At 68.6% G+C, this 21,551-nt stretch carries 22 protein-coding genes and 1 tRNA gene; 16 read left to right on the top strand and 7 right to left on the bottom strand.

Annotation, left to right across the window (positions count from 1 at the left end; genetic code table 11):
- Positions 1–21: 21 nt before the first annotated feature.
- A complete protein-coding gene (locus ACP693_RS03840) occupies positions 22–423 on the top strand; it encodes a Tat pathway signal protein (RefSeq protein ID WP_426018837.1) in 402 nt (133 codons plus the stop codon).
- Here the strand turns inward: ACP693_RS03840 and ACP693_RS03835 are convergent.
- Complete coding sequence (locus tag ACP693_RS03835) at positions 420–2,582, bottom strand: primosomal protein N' (RefSeq protein ID WP_426018839.1); 2,163 nt, start codon at positions 2,580–2,582, stop codon at positions 420–422. The two genes, ACP693_RS03840 and ACP693_RS03835, sit on opposite strands and share 4 nt — an antisense overlap.
- A 168-nt stretch (positions 2,583–2,750) precedes the next feature.
- Here ACP693_RS03835 and fsa point away from each other — a divergent pair, with 168 nt between their 5' ends.
- Genes fsa through ACP693_RS03815 form a run of 4 tightly spaced genes read left to right on the top strand, consistent with a single transcriptional unit; the run spans position 2,751 to position 6,023 of the window.
- Positions 2,751–3,404 (top strand): fructose-6-phosphate aldolase, encoded by a 654-nt coding sequence (gene fsa, locus ACP693_RS03830; RefSeq protein WP_284876490.1) that lies wholly within the window; start codon positions 2,751–2,753, stop codon positions 3,402–3,404.
- Between the two features lie 37 nt (positions 3,405–3,441).
- On the top strand, positions 3,442–4,155 hold the full coding sequence (locus ACP693_RS03825) for a DUF484 family protein (RefSeq protein ID WP_426018841.1): 714 nt from the start codon (positions 3,442–3,444) through the stop codon (positions 4,153–4,155).
- Positions 4,137–5,066: a tyrosine recombinase XerC gene (locus ACP693_RS03820; RefSeq protein ID WP_426018843.1), complete on the top strand. Its 930-nt coding sequence runs from the start codon at positions 4,137–4,139 to the stop codon at positions 5,064–5,066. The genes ACP693_RS03825 and ACP693_RS03820 overlap by 19 nt, the downstream gene beginning before the upstream one ends.
- A gap of 9 nt (positions 5,067–5,075) precedes the next feature.
- Positions 5,076–6,023, top strand: a complete 948-nt coding sequence (locus tag ACP693_RS03815; protein ID WP_426018844.1) for an NAD(P)-dependent oxidoreductase — start codon at positions 5,076–5,078, stop codon at positions 6,021–6,023.
- Between the two features lies 1 nt (position 6,024).
- Here the strand turns inward: ACP693_RS03815 and ACP693_RS03810 are convergent, their stop codons facing one another.
- The gene (locus ACP693_RS03810) at positions 6,025–6,375 is read right to left on the bottom strand and encodes a hypothetical protein (protein WP_426018846.1); all 351 of its coding nucleotides are present in this window, start codon (positions 6,373–6,375) and stop codon (positions 6,025–6,027) included.
- Positions 6,376–6,424: 49 nt separating this feature from the next.
- The gene (locus tag ACP693_RS03805) at positions 6,425–7,216 is read right to left on the bottom strand and encodes an SDR family oxidoreductase (RefSeq protein ID WP_426018848.1); all 792 of its coding nucleotides are present in this window, start codon (positions 7,214–7,216) and stop codon (positions 6,425–6,427) included.
- Between the two features lie 141 nt (positions 7,217–7,357).
- On the opposite strand from ACP693_RS03805, the gene ACP693_RS03800 reads away from it, so the two are divergent.
- The 3 genes from ACP693_RS03800 (at position 7,358) to uraH (ending at position 8,802) form a co-directional block, all read left to right on the top strand.
- The gene (locus ACP693_RS03800; RefSeq protein ID WP_426018850.1) at positions 7,358–7,735 is read left to right on the top strand and encodes a hypothetical protein; all 378 of its coding nucleotides are present in this window, start codon (positions 7,358–7,360) and stop codon (positions 7,733–7,735) included.
- Between the two features lie 52 nt (positions 7,736–7,787).
- Positions 7,788–8,342 carry a lipocalin family protein gene (locus tag ACP693_RS03795; protein ID WP_426018853.1) on the top strand — a complete coding sequence of 185 codons (555 nt, stop codon included), beginning with the start codon at positions 7,788–7,790 and terminating at the stop codon, positions 8,340–8,342.
- A gap of 61 nt (positions 8,343–8,403) precedes the next feature.
- On the top strand, positions 8,404–8,802 hold the full coding sequence (uraH, locus tag ACP693_RS03790; protein WP_426018855.1) for a hydroxyisourate hydrolase: 399 nt from the start codon (positions 8,404–8,406) through the stop codon (positions 8,800–8,802).
- A gap of 19 nt (positions 8,803–8,821) precedes the next feature.
- Here uraH and ACP693_RS03785 read toward each other — a convergent pair.
- Positions 8,822–8,897 (bottom strand) — tRNA-Ala (locus tag ACP693_RS03785).
- Positions 8,898–9,059: 162 nt separating this feature from the next.
- Between ACP693_RS03785 and ACP693_RS03780 the strand changes: the two genes are divergently transcribed.
- The 6 genes from ACP693_RS03780 to ACP693_RS03755 all read left to right on the top strand — a co-directional run bounded on the left by ACP693_RS03780 (position 9,060) and on the right by ACP693_RS03755 (position 15,092).
- Entirely contained in the window at positions 9,060–9,365 is a 306-nt protein-coding gene (locus ACP693_RS03780) for a YggT family protein (RefSeq protein WP_135193965.1), read from the top strand.
- 104 nt (positions 9,366–9,469) lie between these two features.
- Positions 9,470–10,351, top strand: coding sequence for a 3-hydroxybutyryl-CoA dehydrogenase (locus ACP693_RS03775; RefSeq protein WP_426018857.1), 882 nt, complete (start codon positions 9,470–9,472; stop codon positions 10,349–10,351).
- Positions 10,348–10,905 carry a phthalate transporter gene (locus tag ACP693_RS03770; RefSeq protein ID WP_426018859.1) on the top strand — a complete coding sequence of 186 codons (558 nt, stop codon included), beginning with the start codon at positions 10,348–10,350 and terminating at the stop codon, positions 10,903–10,905. The genes ACP693_RS03775 and ACP693_RS03770 overlap by 4 nt, the downstream gene beginning before the upstream one ends.
- Before the next feature lie 46 nt (positions 10,906–10,951).
- Positions 10,952–12,196, top strand: a complete 1,245-nt coding sequence (locus ACP693_RS03765; protein WP_426018861.1) for a DUF418 domain-containing protein — start codon at positions 10,952–10,954, stop codon at positions 12,194–12,196.
- Positions 12,197–12,237: 41 nt separating this feature from the next.
- Positions 12,238–14,121 carry a cobaltochelatase subunit CobT gene (gene cobT, locus ACP693_RS03760; RefSeq protein ID WP_426018863.1) on the top strand — a complete coding sequence of 628 codons (1,884 nt, stop codon included), beginning with the start codon at positions 12,238–12,240 and terminating at the stop codon, positions 14,119–14,121.
- Entirely contained in the window at positions 14,118–15,092 is a 975-nt protein-coding gene (locus ACP693_RS03755) for an esterase-like activity of phytase family protein (protein WP_426018865.1), read from the top strand. The genes cobT and ACP693_RS03755 overlap by 4 nt, the downstream gene beginning before the upstream one ends.
- A 3-nt stretch (positions 15,093–15,095) precedes the next feature.
- On the opposite strand, the gene ACP693_RS03750 is transcribed toward ACP693_RS03755, so the two are convergent.
- From ACP693_RS03750 to otsB, 3 genes are read right to left on the bottom strand one after another with little or no spacing between them, the layout of a single operon-like run.
- On the bottom strand, positions 15,096–16,508 hold the full coding sequence (locus tag ACP693_RS03750) for an alpha,alpha-trehalose-phosphate synthase (UDP-forming) (protein WP_426018867.1): 1,413 nt from the start codon (positions 16,506–16,508) through the stop codon (positions 15,096–15,098).
- A gap of 42 nt (positions 16,509–16,550) precedes the next feature.
- Positions 16,551–18,335 (bottom strand): glycoside hydrolase family 15 protein, encoded by a 1,785-nt coding sequence (locus ACP693_RS03745; RefSeq protein ID WP_426018869.1) that lies wholly within the window; start codon positions 18,333–18,335, stop codon positions 16,551–16,553.
- A gap of 4 nt (positions 18,336–18,339) precedes the next feature.
- On the bottom strand, positions 18,340–19,098 hold the full coding sequence (gene otsB / locus ACP693_RS03740; RefSeq protein WP_426018871.1) for a trehalose-phosphatase: 759 nt from the start codon (positions 19,096–19,098) through the stop codon (positions 18,340–18,342).
- Positions 19,099–19,266: 168 nt separating this feature from the next.
- Here otsB and ACP693_RS03735 point away from each other — a divergent pair, with 168 nt between their 5' ends.
- Both ACP693_RS03735 and ACP693_RS03730 read left to right on the top strand, forming a co-directional pair.
- Positions 19,267–20,259 (top strand): KpsF/GutQ family sugar-phosphate isomerase, encoded by a 993-nt coding sequence (locus ACP693_RS03735; RefSeq protein ID WP_425986457.1) that lies wholly within the window; start codon positions 19,267–19,269, stop codon positions 20,257–20,259.
- A 1-nt stretch (position 20,260) separates the two neighbouring features.
- Positions 20,261–21,514, top strand: a complete 1,254-nt coding sequence (locus ACP693_RS03730) for a glycosyltransferase family 4 protein (protein WP_426018873.1) — start codon at positions 20,261–20,263, stop codon at positions 21,512–21,514.
- The last annotated feature ends 37 nt before the right edge of the window (positions 21,515–21,551 follow it).

Raw genomic sequence — 21,551 nt, 5'->3', positions numbered from 1 at the left:
GTCGGGACTAGTGTCGACCTCATGGAACGCCGCGCTCTTCTCGGTCTCGCCGTCGTCGCGACGGCCGCCGCCTCGACCTCTGCTCGCGCCTCGTCGAGCGGGGGCGCGGCGCCGTCCGCCGACACCTTTTTCCGCCTGCCGGTCATCACCGCCTCGATCATCCAGGCCAGCGGCCGTCGCGGGGTCCTGACCATAGAGACGGGGGTGGACGTGCCCGACGCGGCCCTTCGCACCCGCGCCCAGCAGTCGGCCCCGCGCCTGCGCGCGGCCTACAACACCGCCGCCCAGCGCTTCGCCAACGGCATCCGCCCCGGCGCCGTGCCCAATATCGACCAGCTGTCGGCCGAACTTCAGGCGGCGACCAACGCCGCCCTGGGCCGGACCGGCGCCCGCGTGCTGCTCGGCACCGTCATGGCGGTCTAAAGAAACGAATAGGGGTCCACGTCCACCGTCAGGCGGACCGAGGCCGGGACCTTCACCCGCGCCAGCCAGGCCCGAAGGAAGGCCTGGATATTCACGTCGCGGTCGGCCCGCACCAGCAGCCGCTTGCGCCGTCGCCCCCGCACCAAGGCAAGCGGCGCGTCGGCGGGGCCATAGACCTCCAGCCGTTCGGCGTTGGGAATGGCCTGGGCCAGGTCGTTGGCCGTCTTCTCGACCGCCGCCGCATTCTCGCTGGACAGGATGATCGCCGCCAGCCGGCCATAGGGCGGCAGGGACGCCGCCTCGCGCTCGGCCATCTCCGCCTCGACGAAGGCGTCGCGGTCGCCGGCCGTCAGCGCCATCAGCACCGGATGCTCTGGCGTCCAGGTCTGCAAGATGGCCCGTCCTGGCCGATCCGCCCGCCCCGCCCGCCCCGTCGCCTGGGCCAGCAGCTGGTAGGTCCGCTCGGCCGCGCGCAGGTCTCCGCCGCGTAGCCCCAGGTCCGCGTCCACCACCCCGACCAGGGTCAGGCGCGGGAAGTTGTGGCCTTTGGCCGCCGCCTGGGTGGCGACCAGGATGTCGATCTCGCCATCAGTCATCCGCTGGATCAAGTCGCGCGCCGACCGGGCGTCGGGCGCGGTGTCCGAGCTGAACACCGCCGTCCGCGCATCCGGGAAGAGCTGACGCACCTCCTCCTCGACCCGCTCCACCCCCGGACCGACCGAGACCAGCGAATCCTCGGCACCACACGACGGGCACAGCTTGGGCCGCGCCATGGAGAAGCCGGTCAGGTGGCAAACCAGCCGCCCGGTATAGCGATGCTCGACCAGCCAGCTGTCGGTGTCCGGCGCCGTCAGCCGATGCCCGCAGGCGCGGCACAGGACGACGGGGGCGTAGCCGCGCCGGTTAAGGAACAGCAGGGTCTGTTCGCCCCGCAGCAAGGTCTCGCCGATGGCCAGACGCAGCGGCTGCGACAGCCAGGTTTGGGGATCGGGCGTATTCTGGCGCAGGTCCAGCAGGGCGATGTCAGGCAGCACCGCCGTCCCGTGCCGCGCGCCCAGCCTCAGCCAGTCGTAGCGCCCGCTCTGGGCATTCCACAGCGTCTCCAGCGACGGCGTGGCCGAGGCCAGGACCACCCCCGCCCCCTCGATCCGCGCTCGCGCCACCGCCAGGTCGCGCCCGTGATAGACCAGTCCCTCCTCCTGCTTGAACGAGCCGTCGTGCTCCTCGTCCACCACGACCAGCCGCAGGTTGACGAAGGGCAGGAACAGGGCCGAACGGGCGCCGACCACGATATTGCAGCGGCCGGCGACCACCGCCTCCCACACCTGACGACGGCGGGGCGGGGCGACGCCGGAATGCCATTCGGCCGGGGCGGCGCCGAACCGGGCCGTGATCCGCTCGATCAGGGCCTGGGTCAGGGCGATCTCGGGCAACAGGATCAGGATCTGCGCCGCCGGATCGGCCCGCAGCACCCGGGCAATCGCCTCCAGATAGGCCTCGGTCTTGCCCGACCCCGTGACCCCGTCCAGCAGGAAGGGGCGAAAGCCGCCGCCCGTCACGCCCTCGGCCAATGCCGCCGCCGCCGCCGCCTGGTCTCCGTTCAGCGAGGCGGGCGCGTGGTCGGGATCGGGCCGGTCGAACGCCGCCTCGGCCGCGATCTCGATGATCTCCAGCACGCCTTCGTCGATCAGTCCCTTGACCACGGCGGACGACACCCCCGCCGCGCGCGCCAGATCGACGCCCTTCATGGATCGCTCGCCCAAGGCCTCCAGCACGCCGGTCCGGGCCGGGGTGGCGCGCGACGGCGACCGCTCGCCGACCCGCCGCACCCTGCGTTCCGGCCGGGGACGCGGCGCGCGCAGGCCCTTCAACGCCGTCGCCGCCATCTCGCCGGGCGGCGACAGGGTCCAGCGCCCGGCCCATTCGACGAAATCCACCACGCGCGACGGCAGGGCCGGATCGTCCAGCAGACTGTCCACCGCCTTCAGCCGCCGGTTCGACCCCGTCGTCTCGAACACCTCGGACACGATGCCCCGCATCAGGCGCGGCCCCAGCGGCACGGCGACCTGATCGCCGCGCGCCAGGGTCATGCCTTCGGGAACCTCGTAATCGAAGGCTTCCGGCACCGGCAGAGGAATGAGGACCGAGGCGACTTTCACTTGATCCTCCCCCGGCGGGGGAGGGGGACCGCCCGAAGGGTGGTGGAGGGGGCTGACCGCGAACAGGGTGTCTGGGGCTGGCCCCCTCCACCGCTTCGCGGTCCCCCTCCCCCGATGGGGGAGGATTGGGCTCGATTCCTATCGTCGGTGGCGCTAAAAGCCCTGCCCATGAAACTCTTTCTCGATACCGCCGACGTCGCCGTCATCAAGGACATGGTCCCCACCGGAATGGTGGACGGCGTCACCACCAATCCGTCTCTGATCGCCAAGTCGGGTCGGAACATCGCCGAGGTCATCGCCGAAATCTGCGCCCTGGTCGAGGGTCCGATTTCCGCCGAGGCCGTCTCGCTCGATTTCGAGACCATGGTCAAGGAGGGCGACAAGCTCGCCGCCATCGCCCCCAACGTGGTCGTGAAACTGCCCCTGACCTGGGACGGCCTGCGCGCCTGCCGCGTCTTCACCGACAAGGGGATCAAGACCAACGTCACCCTGTGCTTCTCCGCCGCCCAGGCCCTGCTGGCCGCCAAGGCAGGCGCCACCTTCGTCTCGCCCTTCGTCGGCCGTCTGGAAGACAACGGCGCCGATGGCATCGGCCTGCTGGAAGAAATCCGCGTCCTGTATGATGTGCACGGTTTCGACACCCAGATCCTGGCCGCGTCCTTACGCAACGTGGCCCATGTGGCCGCCGCCGCAGTCGCCGGATCGGACGCCGCCACCTTCGGCGCCGACACCTTCAAGGCGCTGGTGAACCACCCGTTAACCGACAAGGGTCTTGATGCCTTCGTGGCGGACTGGGCCAAGACCGGTCAGTCGATCCTGTAGCATCGCGTTTCCTGGAGAGGTCTGTTTGAGCGGCTCATTGGACCTTTTCGAAACGTCGGAATCGGACGCAACGCCCCATGTGGGCGACGGCCTGCATTGGCCCGACGTGCGCGGCTGGCTTCAGACCCATCCCCAGACCCTGCTGGACGACCGGTCCCTGCTGGAAGAGATCGGCCTGCGTCCGCATGGCCGCAACGTGGTCGAGTTCGGCGCCGCCGCCCTGACGCGGCTGGAGGCCGTAGTCGAGCGCGAGACCGGCGCCCGGCGCGAGATCGAACTGATCGCCCGCGCCAACTTCGCCGCCCAGACCCAGACGCACGTCGCGACCCTGGACCTGATGGAGGCGCGCAACCATTCCGACCTGGCCCGGCGGCTGGATGCGGCGGCGCAGGGGCGGTTCGGCCTGGCCGGCGCCGCCATCGCCCTGGAAAAACCCGGCGGCGTGCCCTTCGGCTGGCGCGCGCTGGAAGAGGGCGACGTGGACAACCTGTTGGGCGAACACGGCCTGACCTGGCTGGGCCCGATGATCCCCGGACTGAATTTCTTCGGTGCGACCGAGGATCAGGTGAAGTCCATCGCCCTGGTGCGCATGGCCCCGCACCTGACGCCCGGCGGACCGCCACGCCCCTGCATCTGCGCCTTCGGCTCGCCCGAGCCGGAAGGCTTCACCCCGAACATGGGCTGCGAACTGGCGGCCTTCCTGGCGCGGGTTGTGGAGCGGATGGCCGAGCGATGGCCGGTTCTGAACTGAGCGCCTCCGACGCCTTGCGCGCCTGGCTCGACCATCTGGCGCACGAGCGTCGGCTGTCGCCGCGCACGCTGGAGGCCTATGGCCATATCGGTCGGCTCTATGTCGCCTTCCTCGAACGCCATCGCGGCGAGACCCTGTCGCTGAAGGACATGGGCACGATCACCGCCGCCGAGGTCCGCGCCCACATGGCCGAGCGCCGTTCAGGCGACCACCCGCTGGCGGCGCGGTCGCTGAGCCAGAGCCTGTCAGCCATTTGCGGATTTCATGCCTTCCTCGACCGGCGGCTGGACACCCCCGCCCCGCAACTGGCCCTGGTGCGCGGCCCCAAGGTCAAGCCGTCCCTGCCCCGGCCTGTAACCGAGGATCAGGCGCGCGGACTGCTGGCCGAACCGGACGCCGATCCCGACGCCGAACCGTGGGAGGCCGCGCGCGACCGGGCGGTGCTGACCCTGCTCTACGGCTGCGGCCTGCGGATTTCCGAGGCCATGTCGCTAGTCCGCAGCGATGCGCCGCTGGGCGAGACCCTGCGCATCGTCGGCAAGGGGTCCAAGACCCGGATCGCCCCCATCCTGCCCGCCGTGCGCGCGGCGGTGGACGCCTATCTGGCCCTGCTGCCCTTCCCGCTTCAGCCGACCGACGCCCTGTTCCGCGCCCGGCGCGGCGGCCCGCTCAGCCCCCGTCACGTCCAGGCCTCGGTCCAGAAGCTGCGCGGGCGGCTGGACCTGCCCGAACGCACCACGCCCCATGCCCTGCGCCACAGTTTCGCGACCCATCTGCTGGGCGCCGGCGCCGACCTGCGTTCGATCCAGGAACTGCTGGGCCACGCCAGCCTGTCGACGACCCAGAAATACACCGGCGTCGATGCGGATAGACTTTTGAATGCCTATGCGGCCGCCCATCCTCGCGCCTAGAACGGCGCAATGACCATCGACATCCTGGCCATCGGCCTGCCCGCCCTCGCCGACCAAATGCTGACCCAGCGCGCGCCCGACCTCGGCTGGACCCTGCATCGCCCCGGCCCCGACGGCCTGGCGCCGCCCGAGGTGGCCGAGCGGATCGTCGGCGTCGCCGCCTCGGGCGCCGCGACCGTGGACGCCCGTCTGATCGACGCCCTGCCGGCGCTGAAGATCGTCTCGGTCCATGCCGTCGGCTACGACCTGACCGATGTGGCCCACGCCCGGTCGCGCGGCGCAGTCGTCACCCATACGCCCGATGTGCTGAACGAGGACGTCGCCGACCTGGCCTTGCTGCTGACCCTGGGGACCTTGCGTCGCCTGCCGGCTATGGACGCCTGGGTTCGCGCCGGGCGCTGGGTTTCGGACGGGCCGCCGCCGCTGTCGCGCAGCGCCACGGGCCTGCGCTACGGCCTGCTGGGCCTGGGCCGGATCGGCCAGGCCATCGCGCGGCGGCTGGAGCCGCTCGCCGGAAGCCTCGCCTATCACACCCGCAACCCGGTCAAGGATATGCCGTGGCGGCACGTGCCGAACCTGGTCGATCTGGCGGCCCAGGTCGATGTGCTGATCGTGATCGTGCCGGGCGGCGCATCGACGCGCGGCCTGGTCTCGGCCGAGGTGCTGGAGGCCCTGGGTCCGACCGGCGTGCTGATCAATGTCGCGCGCGGCGAGGTGGTGGATCAGGACGCCCTGGTCGCCGCCCTGACCTCGGGCCGGCTGGGCGGCGCAGGCCTGGATGTGTTCGCGGACGAGCCGAACGTGCCCCAGGCCCTGATCGACAGCGACCGCTGCGTCCTGACGCCCCACGTCGCCTCGGCCACCGTCGAGACCCGCAACGCCATGGCCGAGCTGATGATGGCCAACCTGGAGGCCGTGCTGGTGGACAGGCCGCCGGTCACGCCGGTCCCGGACTAGTTTACTGAGGCGGCCGTGAAGGACGGGGCGGCGTCACCGACACGGTCGGGCCGAACACGCGGCCCAGCGCACGCGGCTGATCGGGGATCGCATAGCTGATCGGCAAGGGGCAGTTGTTCCGATCGCGCCGATCCAGCAGCAGATAACGCCGCGCCTGGCCGTCATCGAGAGAGCGGTCAAGCAACGCCCCCGCGCGATCCCCTGTTCGCTGCTCGGCCTGCATCAGAGGGTCGGGGCAAGGCATGGCCGCCCGGTCCGCGACAGGCGCGCCCCGGACCATGGCCGGGTCGGTGACGGGCGCAGGCTGGACGGTCACGACGTTCGACAAGGCCAGCATCAGCAAGGTCAGCATGGCAGTCCTCCCAATCTGATCGGAGGCTACACCCGCAACCCTCGATTGACTAGATCGCCTTGATCGCCCCGCCGTCCAGCCGGATCAGCGAGCCGGTGACATAGGCCGCCAGGGGGCTGGCCAGGAAGGCGGCGGTGGCGCCGAACTCCTCGGTCGTGCCGATGCGGCTGACGGGGATGGACTTGACGGACTCGGCCCGCGCCTGCTGCGGCGTGACGCCGGTGCGTTCGGCCGCCGCCTGGTCCAGCCGTTCGATGCGCGGCGTGTCGATCCGGCCCGGCAACAGGGTGTTGACCGTCACCCCGTCCGGTCCGACCTCGTTCGCCAGCGTCTTGGCCCAGGCGGCGACCGAGGCCCGCAGGGTGTTGGACACGCCCAGCGCCGCCGACGGCTCCACCACCGTGATCGAGGCGACGTTCAGTATCCGTCCCCAACCGGCCGCCCGCATGCGCGGCAACATCCGGTCCGTCAGGCGAAAGATCGACAGCACCATCGATTCGAAATGATCGCGCCACACCGCCGGCTCCAGACCCGACACCCCCGACGGCGGCGGCCCGCCCGTATTGTTCAGCAGGATCTCGATATGACCGCCCAGCAGCTCTTCGGCGAGGTCCGCCGCCTTCAGCAGCGCCGCGTGATCCGCCAGGTCCGCCGTGACCACGACCGCCTTGCCCGGCCCGGCCGCGTTCAGCGCATCCGCCACGGCCTGAAGCTTTTGCCCATCGCGCGACAGCAGGGCGACATGCGCCCCTTCCGCGACCAGGGCCGTCGCCACCGCGCGGCCCAGGCCGGATGATCCGCCGCAGATCAGGGCGCGCTTGCGCTCCAGTTTCAGGTCCATGGTCGATCTCCGGCTTCGATTTCCAGCCCCGGATATCGGACGCCCGCTCGCCCGGCGCAACGCGGCGTTAACCGACGCGGCGCACCTTCATGCCGAAGCGGCCGCCATCAGCCGCCAGGACAGGCCGGGGAGGGCTCGCCCATGTCGACCAAAATGACGTCGAGCATCCGCCGACACAGCGATCATTTCGAGCCGCAGGATGCCGATCCCCAGGAACAGCGCCGCCTGCGCGGCCAGCTGGAACAGATCGACTACGCCGCCTACATCGCCAACAAGGAGGTGATCGGCCACGCCCTGACCGGCGTCGATGCCTCGTCCCTGCAAAAGCTGGCGGTGATGACCGCCACGGCCCGCGCCAAATGGGTGGCGGAATCGCTGCGCCTGGCCCACTCCGGCTCGGCCGTGACGCCCGACCAGGTCGCCCGCCTGACCGCCGCCCGCACCGCCTACGACGAACTCGCCGAAGCCTACGAGGCCCTGCGCCGCATCATCGAGCGGGGGTACATCTCGCTGCGGTGATCCAGCCGACGCGTCCGCAGGAACCGGGGGCCGGGAACCTCGTTCAGCCGCCATGTCGAACGCACGCACGATTTCCATCGCCCTTCTCGCCGGCGCAGCCCTGGCGCTGGGCGCCTGCGCCACCCTGCAACGCGGCCCGGTCGGCAACGCCGCCGTGCCGCAGCCGGCCAAGGCCGTGGATCTGAACCGCTACGCCGGCCTCTGGTACGAGATCGGTCGCTACGAGAACGGGTTCGAACGCGGCTGCGAGGGCGTGACCGCCGAATATACGGTGCGCGACGACGGTCTGGTCGGCGTGCTGAACACCTGTCGCCAGGGCGCGACCACCGGCCCGGTCAAGACCTCGCAGGGCAAGGCCAAGGTGGTCGAGGGCAGCGACAACGCCAGACTGAAGGTGTCCTTCTTCGGTCCCTTCTATTTCGGCGACTATTGGGTGCTGGATCACGCCGACGACTATTCCTGGACCATCGTCGGCGAACCGTCCGGCCGCTACCTCTGGCTGCTCAGCCGCACGGCCCAACCCTCGCCCCAGGTCCGCGACGCCATCCTGACCCGCGCCCGCGCCCTCGGCTACGACCTGACCCTGATTAGGCCGACCCAGCATTGATCGACCAGCATCCGGCGTGACGCGGACCGCGTAGAACCCCGAACCGTTCAAGGACCATCCCATGCGTATCGCAATCCTCGCCGCCCTGTCCGCCACCCTCTTCTCGGCCGCATCGGCCTCGGCCGAGACGATCTCGACCCACGTGCTCGACCTCGCACGCGGCGTCGGCGGGCGCGACGTGCCCGTCACCCTGGCGATCAAACAAGACGACGGCGGCTGGCGACAACTGGCGACCGCCCGCACCGACGAGAACGGCCGGGTGCGGTCATTCGGCGATCAGGTCACGACCCAGGCCGCTACCTACAAGCTGACCTTCGACATGTCGCACTATGGCGACACGGACGCCCAGCCCTTCTTTCCCGAGATCGACGTGGTGTTCCAGGTCCGCGACCCCAGCATCCACTACCACGTCCCCGTCGTCGTCAGCCCCTACGGCTATAGCACCTACCGCGGCAACTAGGCTTAAATTTCAGGATGCCTGGTGGAGCCGAGGGGAGTCGAACCCCTGACCTCGTCATTGCGAACGACGCGCTCTACCAACTGAGCTACGGCCCCGTTTCCAGCGTGGGATCGGGTTCACAGGCGTGGCGGACATAGAAGGCGGGCGGGCGTGGTGTCAACGGGCTTGTGAGCGCAATCCGCGCAGCTCGGAAACGGCCGTTGTCGGACCGGGTGCGAACACGCTAGAAGCGCCGATCCAAGCAGGAGTTACGGTTCATGGGCTACGCCCTCGTCTGGTTGATCAACGCCATCATCAGTCTGATGATCTGGTTCATCATCGCCCAAGCCATCTTGAGCTGGCTGGTGGCGTTCGACGTCGTCAACTATCGCAACCGCTTCGTCTATTCTGTCGGGACCTTCCTGGATCGGGTCACCGCGCCCCTGCTGGAGCCGTTCCGCCGCATCATCCCGAACCTGGGCGGCATCGACATCTCGCCCATCGTGGTCATCCTGCTGCTGCAGTTCATCAGCGTGCTGTTCAACCGCACGGCGGCGCCGGCCCTGGTCCAGCTGCTGGGCTGAGGCGACACGGCGGGCGGAAATCTGACGTCGGGGGGCCGATCCGCTCTTGCGCCGGGCGTCTTCCTTTCTAAAGGTGCCCGCCCGACCACTTTCGACCACGGTTCATGACCACGATCACCACAGTCGCCATTCTGGGCGCCGGACAGATGGGCGCAGGCATCGCCCAGGCGGTGGCGCTCGGGGGCTATTCGGTTCGGCTCTATGATGTCGTCGCCGACCGGCTGCCGCTGGCGCAGGGCGAGATCGCGGCCAGCCTGTCGCGCCATGTCGCGCGCGGTCTGATCGATCAGGCCGCCGCCGACGCGGCGCTGGCCCGCATCGTCACGGCGCAGGTGATGGCCGAGGCGGTCGCCGACGCCGACCTAGTCATCGAGGCCGCGCTGGAGGACGAGGCGGTCAAGAAGGCGATCTACGCCCAGGTCTTGCCGCACCTGGGGCCGAACACCCTGCTGGCGTCCAACACCTCGTCGATCTCGATCACCCGCCTGGCGTCCTCGACCGACCGGCCGGATCGGTTCGTGGGCCTGCACTTCATGAAGCCGGCGCCGATCATGAAGCTGGTCGAGATCGTGCGCGGCATCGCCACCTCGGCCGAGACCCATTCCGCCGCCGTCGCCTTCGCCGAGAGCCTGGGCAAGACGACCACGGACGCCGAGGACTTCCCCGCCTTCATCGTCAACCGCATCCTGGTGCCGATGATGAACGAGGCGATCTTCGCCCTGTACGAAGGGGTCGGCAACGTCGCCTCGATCGACAAGGCGCTGCGTCTGGGGGCCAACCATCCGATGGGGCCGCTGGAGCTGGCGGACTTCATGGGTCTGGACGTCGTCCTGGCCATCATGAACGTGCTGTACGACGGCCTGGCCGACAGCAAATACCGCCCCTGCCCGCTGCTGGTGAAATATGTCGAGGCCGGCTGGTTGGGCCGCAAGAGCGGACGCGGCTTCTACGACTATTCCGGCGACACGCCGGCGCCGACACGATGAGCCGGTTCGAGAGCTATTCCGATCTGCCGGGTCAGGCGACCATCGCCGCACGGCCCGCGCCTCTGTATCCGATCCTGGCCTGTCTGGCGGGCGCGGCCTGGCCCCCGCTGTGGCTGACCCTGCCGTTCTGGCGGCCCCATGCTTTCATGCCCGGCCGCGACATGGACTGGCGGCTGGTGGTGATGGTGATCGGCCTGATCACCGTGCCGCTGGCCCTGTATCGCATCCTGAACGAGCGCAAGTGCGACGGTCGTCCCGGCACGCGGTTGGGCGTCGTGTGGCGCTTCATGATGTACGGCGGCCTGGCGGCGGCCCTGGTCCAGATCGTCGTCGCCCTGGGCATGAGCGTCATGGGCTGGATCGAGGCCGGCGACTTCATGCAGGCCCTGGGCGCGACCGAGACGACCCTGCTGATCTTCGGCGTCGGCGGCCTGCCCATCGCCATGATCGTGGGCGTCAGCTACGCCTTGTGGGCGGGTCTGTGCGCCGCCTTCATCGCCTTCGAGGCGCGGCCGGCGGTCAAGGACAGACTGGGCCTGATGCCCAAGCGCTGAGGCCGCCGCGCTTAAGGCCGACATCTGGGGATTGGGGGATCCGCACATGACCATGGACGATAACGAAGCCGACGCCGCGCCGATGCTGTCGCCGGTCGTCGCGACCTCGCGCATCGCCAGCCTGGACGTGATGCGGGGCCTGGCGGTGCTGGGCATCCTTGCGGTCAACGTCGTCTCCTTCGCCCTGCCCTTCATGGTTTATGAAGACGCGAGCTTGAGCCCGTTCGCGGTGACGGGCGCCAACGCCGTGGCGCGCTGGACGATGGACGTCTTCTTCCACCAGAAGTTCATCACCCTGTTCTCGATGCTGTTCGGCGCCTCGATCTTTCTGGTGGGGGGCGAGCGGGGCGATTCGGCGCGCGGGCGGCTGTTGCGGCGGCGCCTGTTCTGGCTGGCGATCATCGCCCTGATCCACGGCCTGGCCCTCTGGTACGGCGACGTGCTGCTGCTCTACGCCTGGTCCGGCCTGTTCGTGATGCTGATGCGGTCGATGCGCGCCGGGACGCTGATCGGCGTGGGCCTCGGCGTCACCCTAGCGCTGGGCGCGATGCAGGCCCTGGCCACCTGGCTGATGGTCGCCGGACCGCCGGCCTTCACCGAGGCGATGAGCCAGGGCGGACCGCAGTACACCGCCGCCATGGTCGCCGAGGCCATCGCCGCCTATCGCAGCGGCTGGGCCGGGGCGATGGGCCAGAACCTTCAGAGCTGGATGTTCCTGCAAGGGGCCAGCCTGACCATGTTCGTCTTCTCGACCGTGGCCCTGATGATGCTGGGCATGGGGCTGTTCAAGTCAGGGTTCTTCAGCGGCCGGGCGCCGACATGGGTCTATGCGACGCTGATCGCCGTGGGCGGGGCGGTGCTGGCCCTGCTGGGCGTGCTGGAATGGACCGAGGCCATGGCGGCGCCCAACACAGACCCGACGCGCGGCCTGGCGGGGGCGGTCGCCTCCTTCCCGATCTTCGTCACCCTGGCCTATGTCAGCCTGATCGTGCTGGCGACGACGCGAGGTCTGGCGTGGATCACGGCGGCGCTGCGGCCCGTGGGCCAGATGGCCTTCACCAACTATCTGACCCAGACCCTGATCATGACGACGATCTTCTACATGCCCTGGGGGCCGCGCCTGTTCGGACAGGTGGACTATGTGCAGATGTGGGGCCTGGTCCTGGGCGTCTGGGCGCTGCAACTGGTCTGGTCGCCGCTGTGGTTGTCGCGGTTCAGCATGGGGCCGCTGGAGTGGGTTTGGCGCTGTCTGACCTATGGTCGTCGGGTGCCGATCCAGAAACCCGGCTGACGGCGCTTTTATCGCAGGCGCGAAGGGATTAACTGAGGGCCATGGCCGCCCAGGATACTCCCGCCGAAACCTTCAAACGCGCGCTGGGTCATGCCGCGCGGGCCCTGGCCGAACAGCCCGAGCTTGAGGTGACGTTCGGGTCCGACGGCCCAAAGCTGTCGAACGGCGTCCTGACCCTGCCCCATCCGCCGCGCGATCCGTCCGGGCCCGAGAGCGCCTCTCTGCGGGGCCAGGCCGACCGGCTGGCGCTTAGGCTGGCCAATCACGATGCGGCGGTGAACGCGAAGATGCGGCCTGCCGACGCCAAGGCGGCCGAGGTGTTCGACGCGGTCGAGCAGGCGCGGGTCGAGGCGTTCGGCTCGGAACACTTGGCCGGGGTACGCGATAACCTGGGCGCCGCCCTGATCACCCGCCTGGAAAAGACCGGCGCCCTGCGAATCAATGACGCCGACCGCGTGCCGGTGTCCGAGGCCGTGGCGCTTCTGGTGCGCGAGCGGCTGACCGGACGCCCCGCCCCCGACGGCGCCAGGGCCATGCTGGATTTGGTGCGCGCCAATATCGAGGCCAAGGCGGGCGCCAAGCTGGACGCCCTGGCAGGCACGGCGGGCGATCAGGAAGGCTTTGCGCTGAAGATGCGCGAGGTGCTGCGCGCGCTGGATCTGGATCCCGGCGACGGGCGCGGCGAGGACTCTTCAGAAGATCCCGGCGACGAGGAACCCGATCCCCAGGATCCGGCCGCCGACGATGACCAGGACGAGGAGGAAGACGAGGACGGCGGCGAGGGCTCCCAGTCGATGGAGGGCGACGCCGACGATCAGTCCTCGGACGAAGAACGCGAGAGCCGTCCCGAGGGCGCGCCCGCCGATCCCGACGGCGAAGGCTCCGACGACGGCCCCGAACTGCAGGAAGGTCAGCAGCCGAACCGCCAGCAGACGGCCGACGACGGCCGCGCGGTGGACTTCTACCGCGTCTTCACCACCGCCTTCGACGAGGTGGTGGACGCCGCCGACCTGTGCGATCCGGTCGAGCTGGACCGGCTGCGCGCCCTGCTGGACGGCCAACTGGCCATCCTCTCCAGCGTCGTCTCGCGCCTGGCCAACAAGCTGCAACGCCGCCTGCTGGCCCAGCAGAACCGTTCCTGGGTCTTCGATCTGGAAGAGGGGATGCTGGACACCGCCCGCCTGACCCGGATCGTCACCGATCCCACCGCTCCCCTGTCCTTCAAGGCCGAGAGCGAAAGCCCATTCCGCGATACCGTGGTGACCCTGCTGCTGGACAACTCCGGCTCCATGCGCGGGCGGCCGATCATGGTGGCGGCGGTCTGCGCCGACATCCTGGCGCGCACCCTGGAACGCTGCGGCGTCAAGGTCGAGATCCTGGGCTTCACCACCCGCGCCTGGAAGGGCGGTCAGAGCCGCGAGGCCTGGATCACCGCCGGCAAGCCCGCCAATCCGGGCCGCCTGAACGATCTGCGCCACATCATCTACAAGGCCGCCGATGCGCCCTGGCGCCGCGCCAAGAAGAACCTGGGCCTGATGATGCGCGAGGGCCTGCTGAAGGAAAACATCGACGGCGAGGCGCTTCAGTGGGCGCATAATCGCCTGCTGGCCCGCACCGAGCAGCGCCGCATCCTGATGGTCATCTCCGACGGCTCGCCGGTGGACGATTCGACCCAGTCGGCCAACGCCGCCCTGTATCTGGACAAACACCTGCGCCAGGTGATCGCCGAGATCGAGGATCGGTCGCCGGTCGAACTGCTGGCCATCGGCATCGGCCACGACGTGACCCGCTGGTACCGCAAGGCCCTGACCATCGTGGACGTGGAACAGCTGGCGGGCGCCATGACCGAGAAGCTGGCCGAACTGTTCGAGAATGAAGGCGCGGCCGGTCCCACGCGACGAACGCGAAAGAAGCTGGCGGCATGAGCCGTTTCGGTCGTCTCGCCTCCGTCTGGATCGCCCTGTCGCTGACGGCCTGCGCCGCCTCGCTCGGCGCGCCACGGCCCTATCCGTTGTCTTCGGACGGCTGGACGCCGGCGGTCGCGGAACTGAGAAGCGTCAGCCTGGGCCTGCCCGGCGGGGCGCAGTTGGCGGACGGCGTGTGGTTCGCCGGGGGGCTGCAACTCATCGCCGCCCCGACCTCGCCCCTGCACAGCCTGTCGGACCTGAAACTGACCGGCGATGGCGGCTTCGTCACCGTGTCGGATGCGGGCGATCTGGTGCGCGGCGACATTCGCCTGGACGCCGCCGGGCGACTGATCGGCCTGGATAATTTCCGCTCGCGCCGCCTGACGCTGGAAGACGGTCGGGCGATCTCCGACAAGCAGGACGGCGACGCCGAGGGCCTGGTCGTCACGCCCTCCGGCGATCTGCTGGTCAGCTTCGAACGGCGTCACCGGATCTGGAACTACGGCCCGCTGTCGGCCCTGAAGGCCCAGCCGACGCCGATGCGGGCGCCCGACTTCGCCTTCACCGAAAACGACGGGATGGAGGGCCTGGCCGTCTCGCCCAACGGCTGGCGCGTCTCGGGCGAGGCCGGCGGCGTCTGGGATTGCTCATCGGCCCGGTGCACGGTCGTGACCGCCCCGCCCGGGACGCCCATTCCCGACAGCGACTACCGCATCACCGGCCTGGATCGTGATCCATCCGGCGCCGGGTGGTTCGTGGTTCAGCGCCTGTACCGTGCGCCCATCGACATGCGCGCACGCGTTCGCCGCATGGCCCCGGACGGAACCCTGGGGCCGATCCTGATCGAGCTGAAACTCCCCGGCACCACCGACAATTTCGAGGGGGTCGCCGCCGAGACGCGCCATGGAAAGACGCGCCTCTACATCCTGTCCGACGACAACTTCAATCCGGCCCAGCGCACCCTGATGCTGGCCTTCGACCTGAGCTGATTTTCAGGCGGCCCCGGCCCATTGGGTCGATTGAGCCGTCGTGTCGTCGGCGCGCAGGGCACGCACGAAGTCATCGCGCCAGATGCCCACATCGGTGGCGCGCACCACCTCCATCAGGGCCTCCCATTTCCGAATACGTTCGGCCAAGGGCATGGTCAGCGCCTTCTGGATGGCGTCCGACAACTCCTCGCGGCTGTAGGGATTGACCAGCAGGGCCTCGCCCATCTGCTCGGCCGCCCCGGCGAAGCGCGACAGGATCAGCACGCCCGGATCTTCGGGGTTCTGTGCGCAGACATATTCCTTGGCCACCAGGTTCATGCCGTCGCGCAGCGGCGTGACCAAGCCCACCCGCGCCGCGCGATAGATGCCGGCCAGCTGATCCCGGCGATAGGTGCGGTTCAGATAGCGGATCGGCTGCCAGTCCATATCGCCGAAGGCACCGTTGATCCGCCCCGCCAGGGCGTCCAGCCGCGCACGAATATCCTGATAGGAATCCACGTCGTCGCGCGAGATCGGCGTGACCTGCAACAGGAAGACCTCGCCTCGCATCGAGGCGTTGTCCTGCAGGAACTGCTCATAGCCGAGCAGCCGCTCCTCCAGCCCCTTGGAATAATCCAGCCGGTCCACGCCCACCATCATCGACCGGAAGGCCGACGACGCCGCCATCCGGTCATAGGTCCGCGCCCCCAGGGTCGAGTTCCGCGCCGCCAGGAAGCCGTCCACGTCGATGCCGATGGGGAAGACGCCAGTCTGAACCTTGCGTCCGAAACACTCCAGCCCGCCAGTCCCATCCAGTTCGCCCTGGGCCTCCGAGACCACATAGTCGGTGAACAGATCGCTCCATTCCTGGGTGTGGAAACCGATCAGGTCGAAGTCGAACATCGACTCCACCAGCCGCCGGTGATGCGGCAGGGTCACCAACAGCTGACGCGCGGGCCAGGGCGTGTGCAGGAAGAAGCCGATCCGGTTCCTAATGCCCAGGCGGCGCAGATCCCGCGCCATCGGGATCATGTGATAGTCGTGGATCCAGATCATGTCGTCGGGCTGGATCAACGGGGCCAGCACCTCGGCGAAGCGGCGGTTCACCCGCTCATAGCCTTCGCCATACGACCGCTCGTACTGCGCCAGGTCGATGCGGTGGTGGAACAGCGGCCACAGCGTCTTGTTGGCGTAGCCGTTGTAGTATTCATCGACGTCCTGGGCTTCCAGATCGACCAGGCCCACGGTCACGCCGGCCCGGTCCTCGATCTTCACCTCGCCGGTGTAGTGTTCGATCGTCTCGCCGGACCAGCCGAACCACAGGCCGTCGTATTTTCTCAACGCAGCGGACAGGGCCATGGCCAGGCCGCCGGCAGACCCTGCGGCAGGGTCTGCCGGGGCGGAGACCCGGTTGGAAACGACGATAAGGCGGCTCATGACTTCACTTCGAACGGCGACCCCAGCCCCGGGGTCCGGATATTAACGCACATCGGTCCACGAACGGCTCAACAGCACGGCGCAATTGATGATCCCGACAAGCGAATAGGTCTGCGGATAGTTGCCCCACAGTTCGCCGTCGTCGATCGAGATGTCCTCGCTCAACAGGCCCGCGGCCGTGCGGCGGTCCAGCATTTCCTGGAAGATGGTGCGCGCCTCCTCGATCCGGCCGTTCTGGTGCAGGGCCTCGATGAACCAGAAGGTGCAGAAGTTGAACGCCGTCTCGGGCTCGCCGAAGTCGTCCGGCTCGACATAGCGGAACAGGAACGGCCCCTTCTTCAGATCGCGCTCGATGGCGTCGAAGGTGGCGACCTGACGCGGATCGTGCGCCTCCAGGAAGCCGAGATCGGTCATCTGCAGCAGCGAGGCGTCCAGCTCACGCCCGCCGAAGCTGGCGGCGAACCGGCCTTCGTCGGGTAGGTAGGCCTCGGCCTCGATCCGCTCGCGGATGATGCGGGCCCGTTCGCGCCAGAACTCGCCGCGATCCGGCAGGCCCAGATGGTCCGCCGCCTTGGCCAGACGGTCGCAGGCGGCCCAGCACATGACGGAGGAATAGGTGTGGACCCGCGCGATGGTGCGGAACTCCCACAGGCCGGCGTCGGTCTTGTCGTGCATGGCGAAGGCCCGATCGCCGATGGTCTCCAGCGCATGGAAGTCGTCGAGCGTGCCGGGGCGCAACAGGCGCACGTCGTAGAAGGCCTGGACCAACGGCAGGACAATCTGTCCGTACACGTCATGTTGCAGATGCTCGTGCGCCTGATTGCCGATCCGCACCGGCTTCATGCCGCGATAACCCTCGACGGAATCGACGATGCTCTCGCCGATGCCCGGCTCCAGACCCACGCCATAGACCGGCTGGACGTGACCGCCGGCGGAATCGTCGACGAGATTCCTCAGATAGACGAGGTAGTTCTCCAGGATGTCCACGGCGCCCAGCCGGTTCAGCGCCCGCACCGTGTAATAGGCGTCGCGGATCCAGCAGTAGCGATAGTCCCAGTTGCGCCCGCTCTCCTTGAACTCGGGCACCGAAGTCGTCATCGCCGCGACGATGGCGCCGGTCTCTTCATAGGCGCACAGCTTCAGCGTGATCGCCGCGCGGATCACAGCCTCCTGATAGTCCAGCGGCAGATAGAGTTTGCGCACCCAGTCCTGCCAGTAGGCCACCGTCCGGTCCAGCGCGCCCTGCACCCCGTGACCCACATCCTGGTCGTAGCCCTCGTCCGGACCCAGGAAGAAGGCGTGCGGCCGTTCCAGCCGGAACACCCTCTCCTCCAGCACATGCGACACCGGACAATCGGTCGTCAGGCGGAAGGTGACGTCGGCGCACATATAGCGGACGTGGTTGGAGCCGGAGGTGTTCGGCGCCGGGCGCGCGCCCCAGTCCGTCGAGGGCCGCAGCCTGACCCGAATGCGCGGCGTGCCCGACAGCGGCCGCACCATCCGCGCAAAGGCCAGCGGGCGATAGGTGCGTGAATGTTTGGGATGGCGCGGGGCGAAATCGATGATCTCGGCGCTAGAACCGTCCTCGGCCGTCATCACCGTGCGCAACACCGGGGTGTTGCGGACATAGGCCTGCTCGATCGACTTCAGGTCCTCCATCTCAATGGCCCAGAAACCATGATCGGGTTCCTCGCCGTCCATCAGGGCGGAAAACACCGGGTCGCCGTCCACACGCGGCGCGCAGGCCCAGACGAAGCGGCCCTGGCGGTCGATCAGGGCGCTGACGCCGCAGTTGCCGATGGGGAAAAGATCAAGATTGGGCTTCATCGGTTCAGGCCTTCGCTACGGCTTCAAGCCAGGTCAGTACGGCGTCCACATCGTCCAGGCGGTAACGCGCCGCCGTCTCGCGCTCGGGCCCGACCAGCACGCCATAGCCGCCCAGGGCAGCCGCCGCCTCGAACCCGTATTCATCGGTCAGATCGTCGCCCAGCATGACCGGGACGGCGCCCTTGAACGGCGCCTCCTGCATGAAGGCGGTGACGGCCGTGCCCTTGTCGGCCCCCGGCGTCTTCAATTCCAGCACCATATGGCCGGGTTGAAGCGTCAGGCCGGTTTCGGATTGAAGCTCGGCGGCCAGCGCCTTGGCGGCGCGCGCTTCGTCCGGCGCCTGTCGGTAATGCAGGCCGACCGACACGCCCTTGTCCTCGACGATGACGCCGGGCCGGTCGGCGGCAAAGGCCTCGAACGCCTCCATGGCCTCGGCGACTCCGACGTCCGCGGTCTTGCGCTCGATCGACCCGTCCTTCAGACGGCGCTCTAGACCATGCACGCCCGAACCGGACATCAGGGCGTTGTCGGAGATTCGGTCGATCTCGGCGATGGTGCGCCCGCTAACGATGGCGACGCGACCGGACAGGCGCGCCTCGACCGCTTTCAGCGCCGACGTGCGTCGCGCTGTGGGCAGAACCGCGTCAGGCGTCGGGGCCATCGGCGCCAGAACGCCGTCCATGTCCAGAAACAGGGCGATTCCGTCGGCAACGACAGGCGGTGTCGGGAGCGATAGCGAAGCGGCTCCGGCATGAGACGGCATTGACGATCAGACTCTTTGTTTGACTTCCCCGACGATCCTAACGCGCCAATGCGGCAAAGGTTGACCAGAAACCGACAAAGTCGTCTGAAAGGAGGGCGGCGCGCGCCAAGCAGTCACGGTGGATCGCGCACGTCAAAGAAGGAGAGCCCGGTTGCGGGCCGTCAAAGCATGACCGAGATCGTTCACTCGACCCCCGAAGACATCGCCGGCATGACCGACCGCGCGCGCGAGGTCGTCCGACTGAACATCGAGGCGCTGGAGGCGCTGGAGCGTTCGATCGATGTGTCGATGGCCCGCGCCGTCGATGTGATCATGAGCCGACCCGGCTATGTCGTCGTCACCGGCATGGGCAAGTCGGGCCATATCGGCAACAAGATCGCCGCGACCTTGGCTTCGACCGGCACCAACGCCTTCTTTGTCCACCCGGCTGAAATGAGCCACGGCGACTTGGGCATGCTGCGCCCCGACGTGACCCTGCTGGCGCTGTCGAACTCGGGCGAGAGCCGCGAACTGCGCGACCCCCTGATCTATTGCCAGCGCAACGGCATCCCCGTCATCGCCATCACCCAACGCCCCGCCAGCTTCCTCGGCCGCAACGCCGCCGTCTGCCTGACCATGCCCAAGGTGGCGGAGGCCTGTCCCAACGGCCTGGCGCCCACGACCTCGACCCTGATGGCCCTGGCCCTGGGCGATGCCCTGGCCATGGTGCTGATGGATCGTCGGGAGTTCACGGCGATGGACTTCGGCCTGCACCACCCCGGCGGCGCCTTGGGTATGAGCCTGCAGAGCGTGCGCGAATGGATGGGCGACAACGCCGCCGCTCCGGCCAGCGTGCCGCTGACCGCCAGCTTCGGCGACGTGGTGTCGGCCGTCACCGAGGGCCGCAAGGGCGCCGTCGCCGTGCTGAACGACGATGGAACCCTGGCGGGGATCGTCACCGACGGCGACCTGCGCCGCGCCTTCCAGCGCGACACCACCCGCTTGACGGCGGCCGACATCATGGGCGCCAACCCGATCACCGTCGATCCCGACGCCCGCATGAGCGACGTCGTGGACCTGCTGACCGCCAACAAGATCGCCAACCTGTTCGTGATCGAGGACGGAAAGCCTACAGCCATCGTCCATGTCGCCGAACTGATGCAGGCCGGTTACGTCGCCTGACATGCGTATTCTCTATGACGCCAGCCGGCTGATGAGCCGGGCAGATCGCTCCGCCCCGACCGGCGTGGACCGGGTCTGTCTGGCCTATGCGGAATGGTTGCTCGCCTCGCCCAACGTGACGACCATTCCGGTGCGGGGTCGCAAGAACCGGCTCGTCGCCGTTGAGATCGACTGGTTCCGACGTTTCGTCGTCGATCTGCGGGCCAAATGGAACGGCGCGGCCAGCGCTCCCGCCGATCTGGCGCACGAACAGCGACTGCTGGCGGCCCTGACCTCAGAGACGCGGCCCGCCGCATCGGTGCTGGGCGCGCCCCCCGCCCCCGTTCAGGAGAAGCCCGCCGACAAGACCCGCGTGCTGAAACAGTTCTTTCGGTCCCGTCATGCCAAGTCTTTGCCGGAGGCCGACCTTTATTTGACCGTGGGGCACACCACCCTGCACGATCCTGCGGCGCTTGAAGATCTTCAGGCGGCCGGAATCGAGCGGGTCGTTCTGATCCACGACCTGATTCCTGTGACCCATCCCGAGTTCTGCCGCCCTGGCGACGGCGAGAAACATCATGCGCGCGTCGCCAACACCCTGCGCCTCGCCAGCCGGATCATCGTCAACTCGGCCTACACAGGCGAAGAATTGCGCGCCTTCGCCAGTCGTGAAGGCCTGCCCCAGCCACCCATCCACGTCGCCCACCTTGGGCTGGAGCCGGCCTTCGTCGCCGGCGACGCCATCGCGGCGGCACGCCCCTATTTCGTCCATGTCGGCACCATCGAGGCGCGCAAGAACCTTGCCCTTCTGCTGACGCTGTGGCGCCGGCTGGAGGAGCGGCTGGGCGAGCGAACCCCGTCGCTGGTGCTGGTCGGCCGCTACGGCTGGGAGAACGAGGCTGTGCTGGACCACCTGCAACGCTCGCCCAATCTGCAGGGGGTGGTGCATCAGGCCTCGAATCTGTCCGACGCCGTCCTCGCGCGTCTGATGCGCGGCGCCCGCGCGGTGCTGGCCCCCTCCTCCGTCGAGGGGTTCGACCTGCCGGCGGTCGAGGCCTGCGCCATGGGGTTGCCCCTGATCGCCTCCGACATCCCGCCGCACCGCGAGTTGACGCCGAACGCCGAGTTGATCGACCCGCTCGACGGCCTGGGGTGGCTGGCCGCCATCGAGCGCGCGACGCAGGCGGCCTCGGCCTCGCCGCCGGCCTATGTCGCCCCGGACTGGCCGGGGCATTTCCGCATCGTCGCCGACGCGATCGGCCTTGAACACGCCTAGCCTCTGGCGAGCGCGTTCAAAGGCTTGTAATCAATCC

The organism is Brevundimonas sp. TWP1-3 (assembly GCF_049896085.1).
Taxonomy (GTDB): domain Bacteria; phylum Pseudomonadota; class Alphaproteobacteria; order Caulobacterales; family Caulobacteraceae; genus Brevundimonas.
This window is presented reverse-complemented; position numbering and strand designations above follow the sequence as displayed.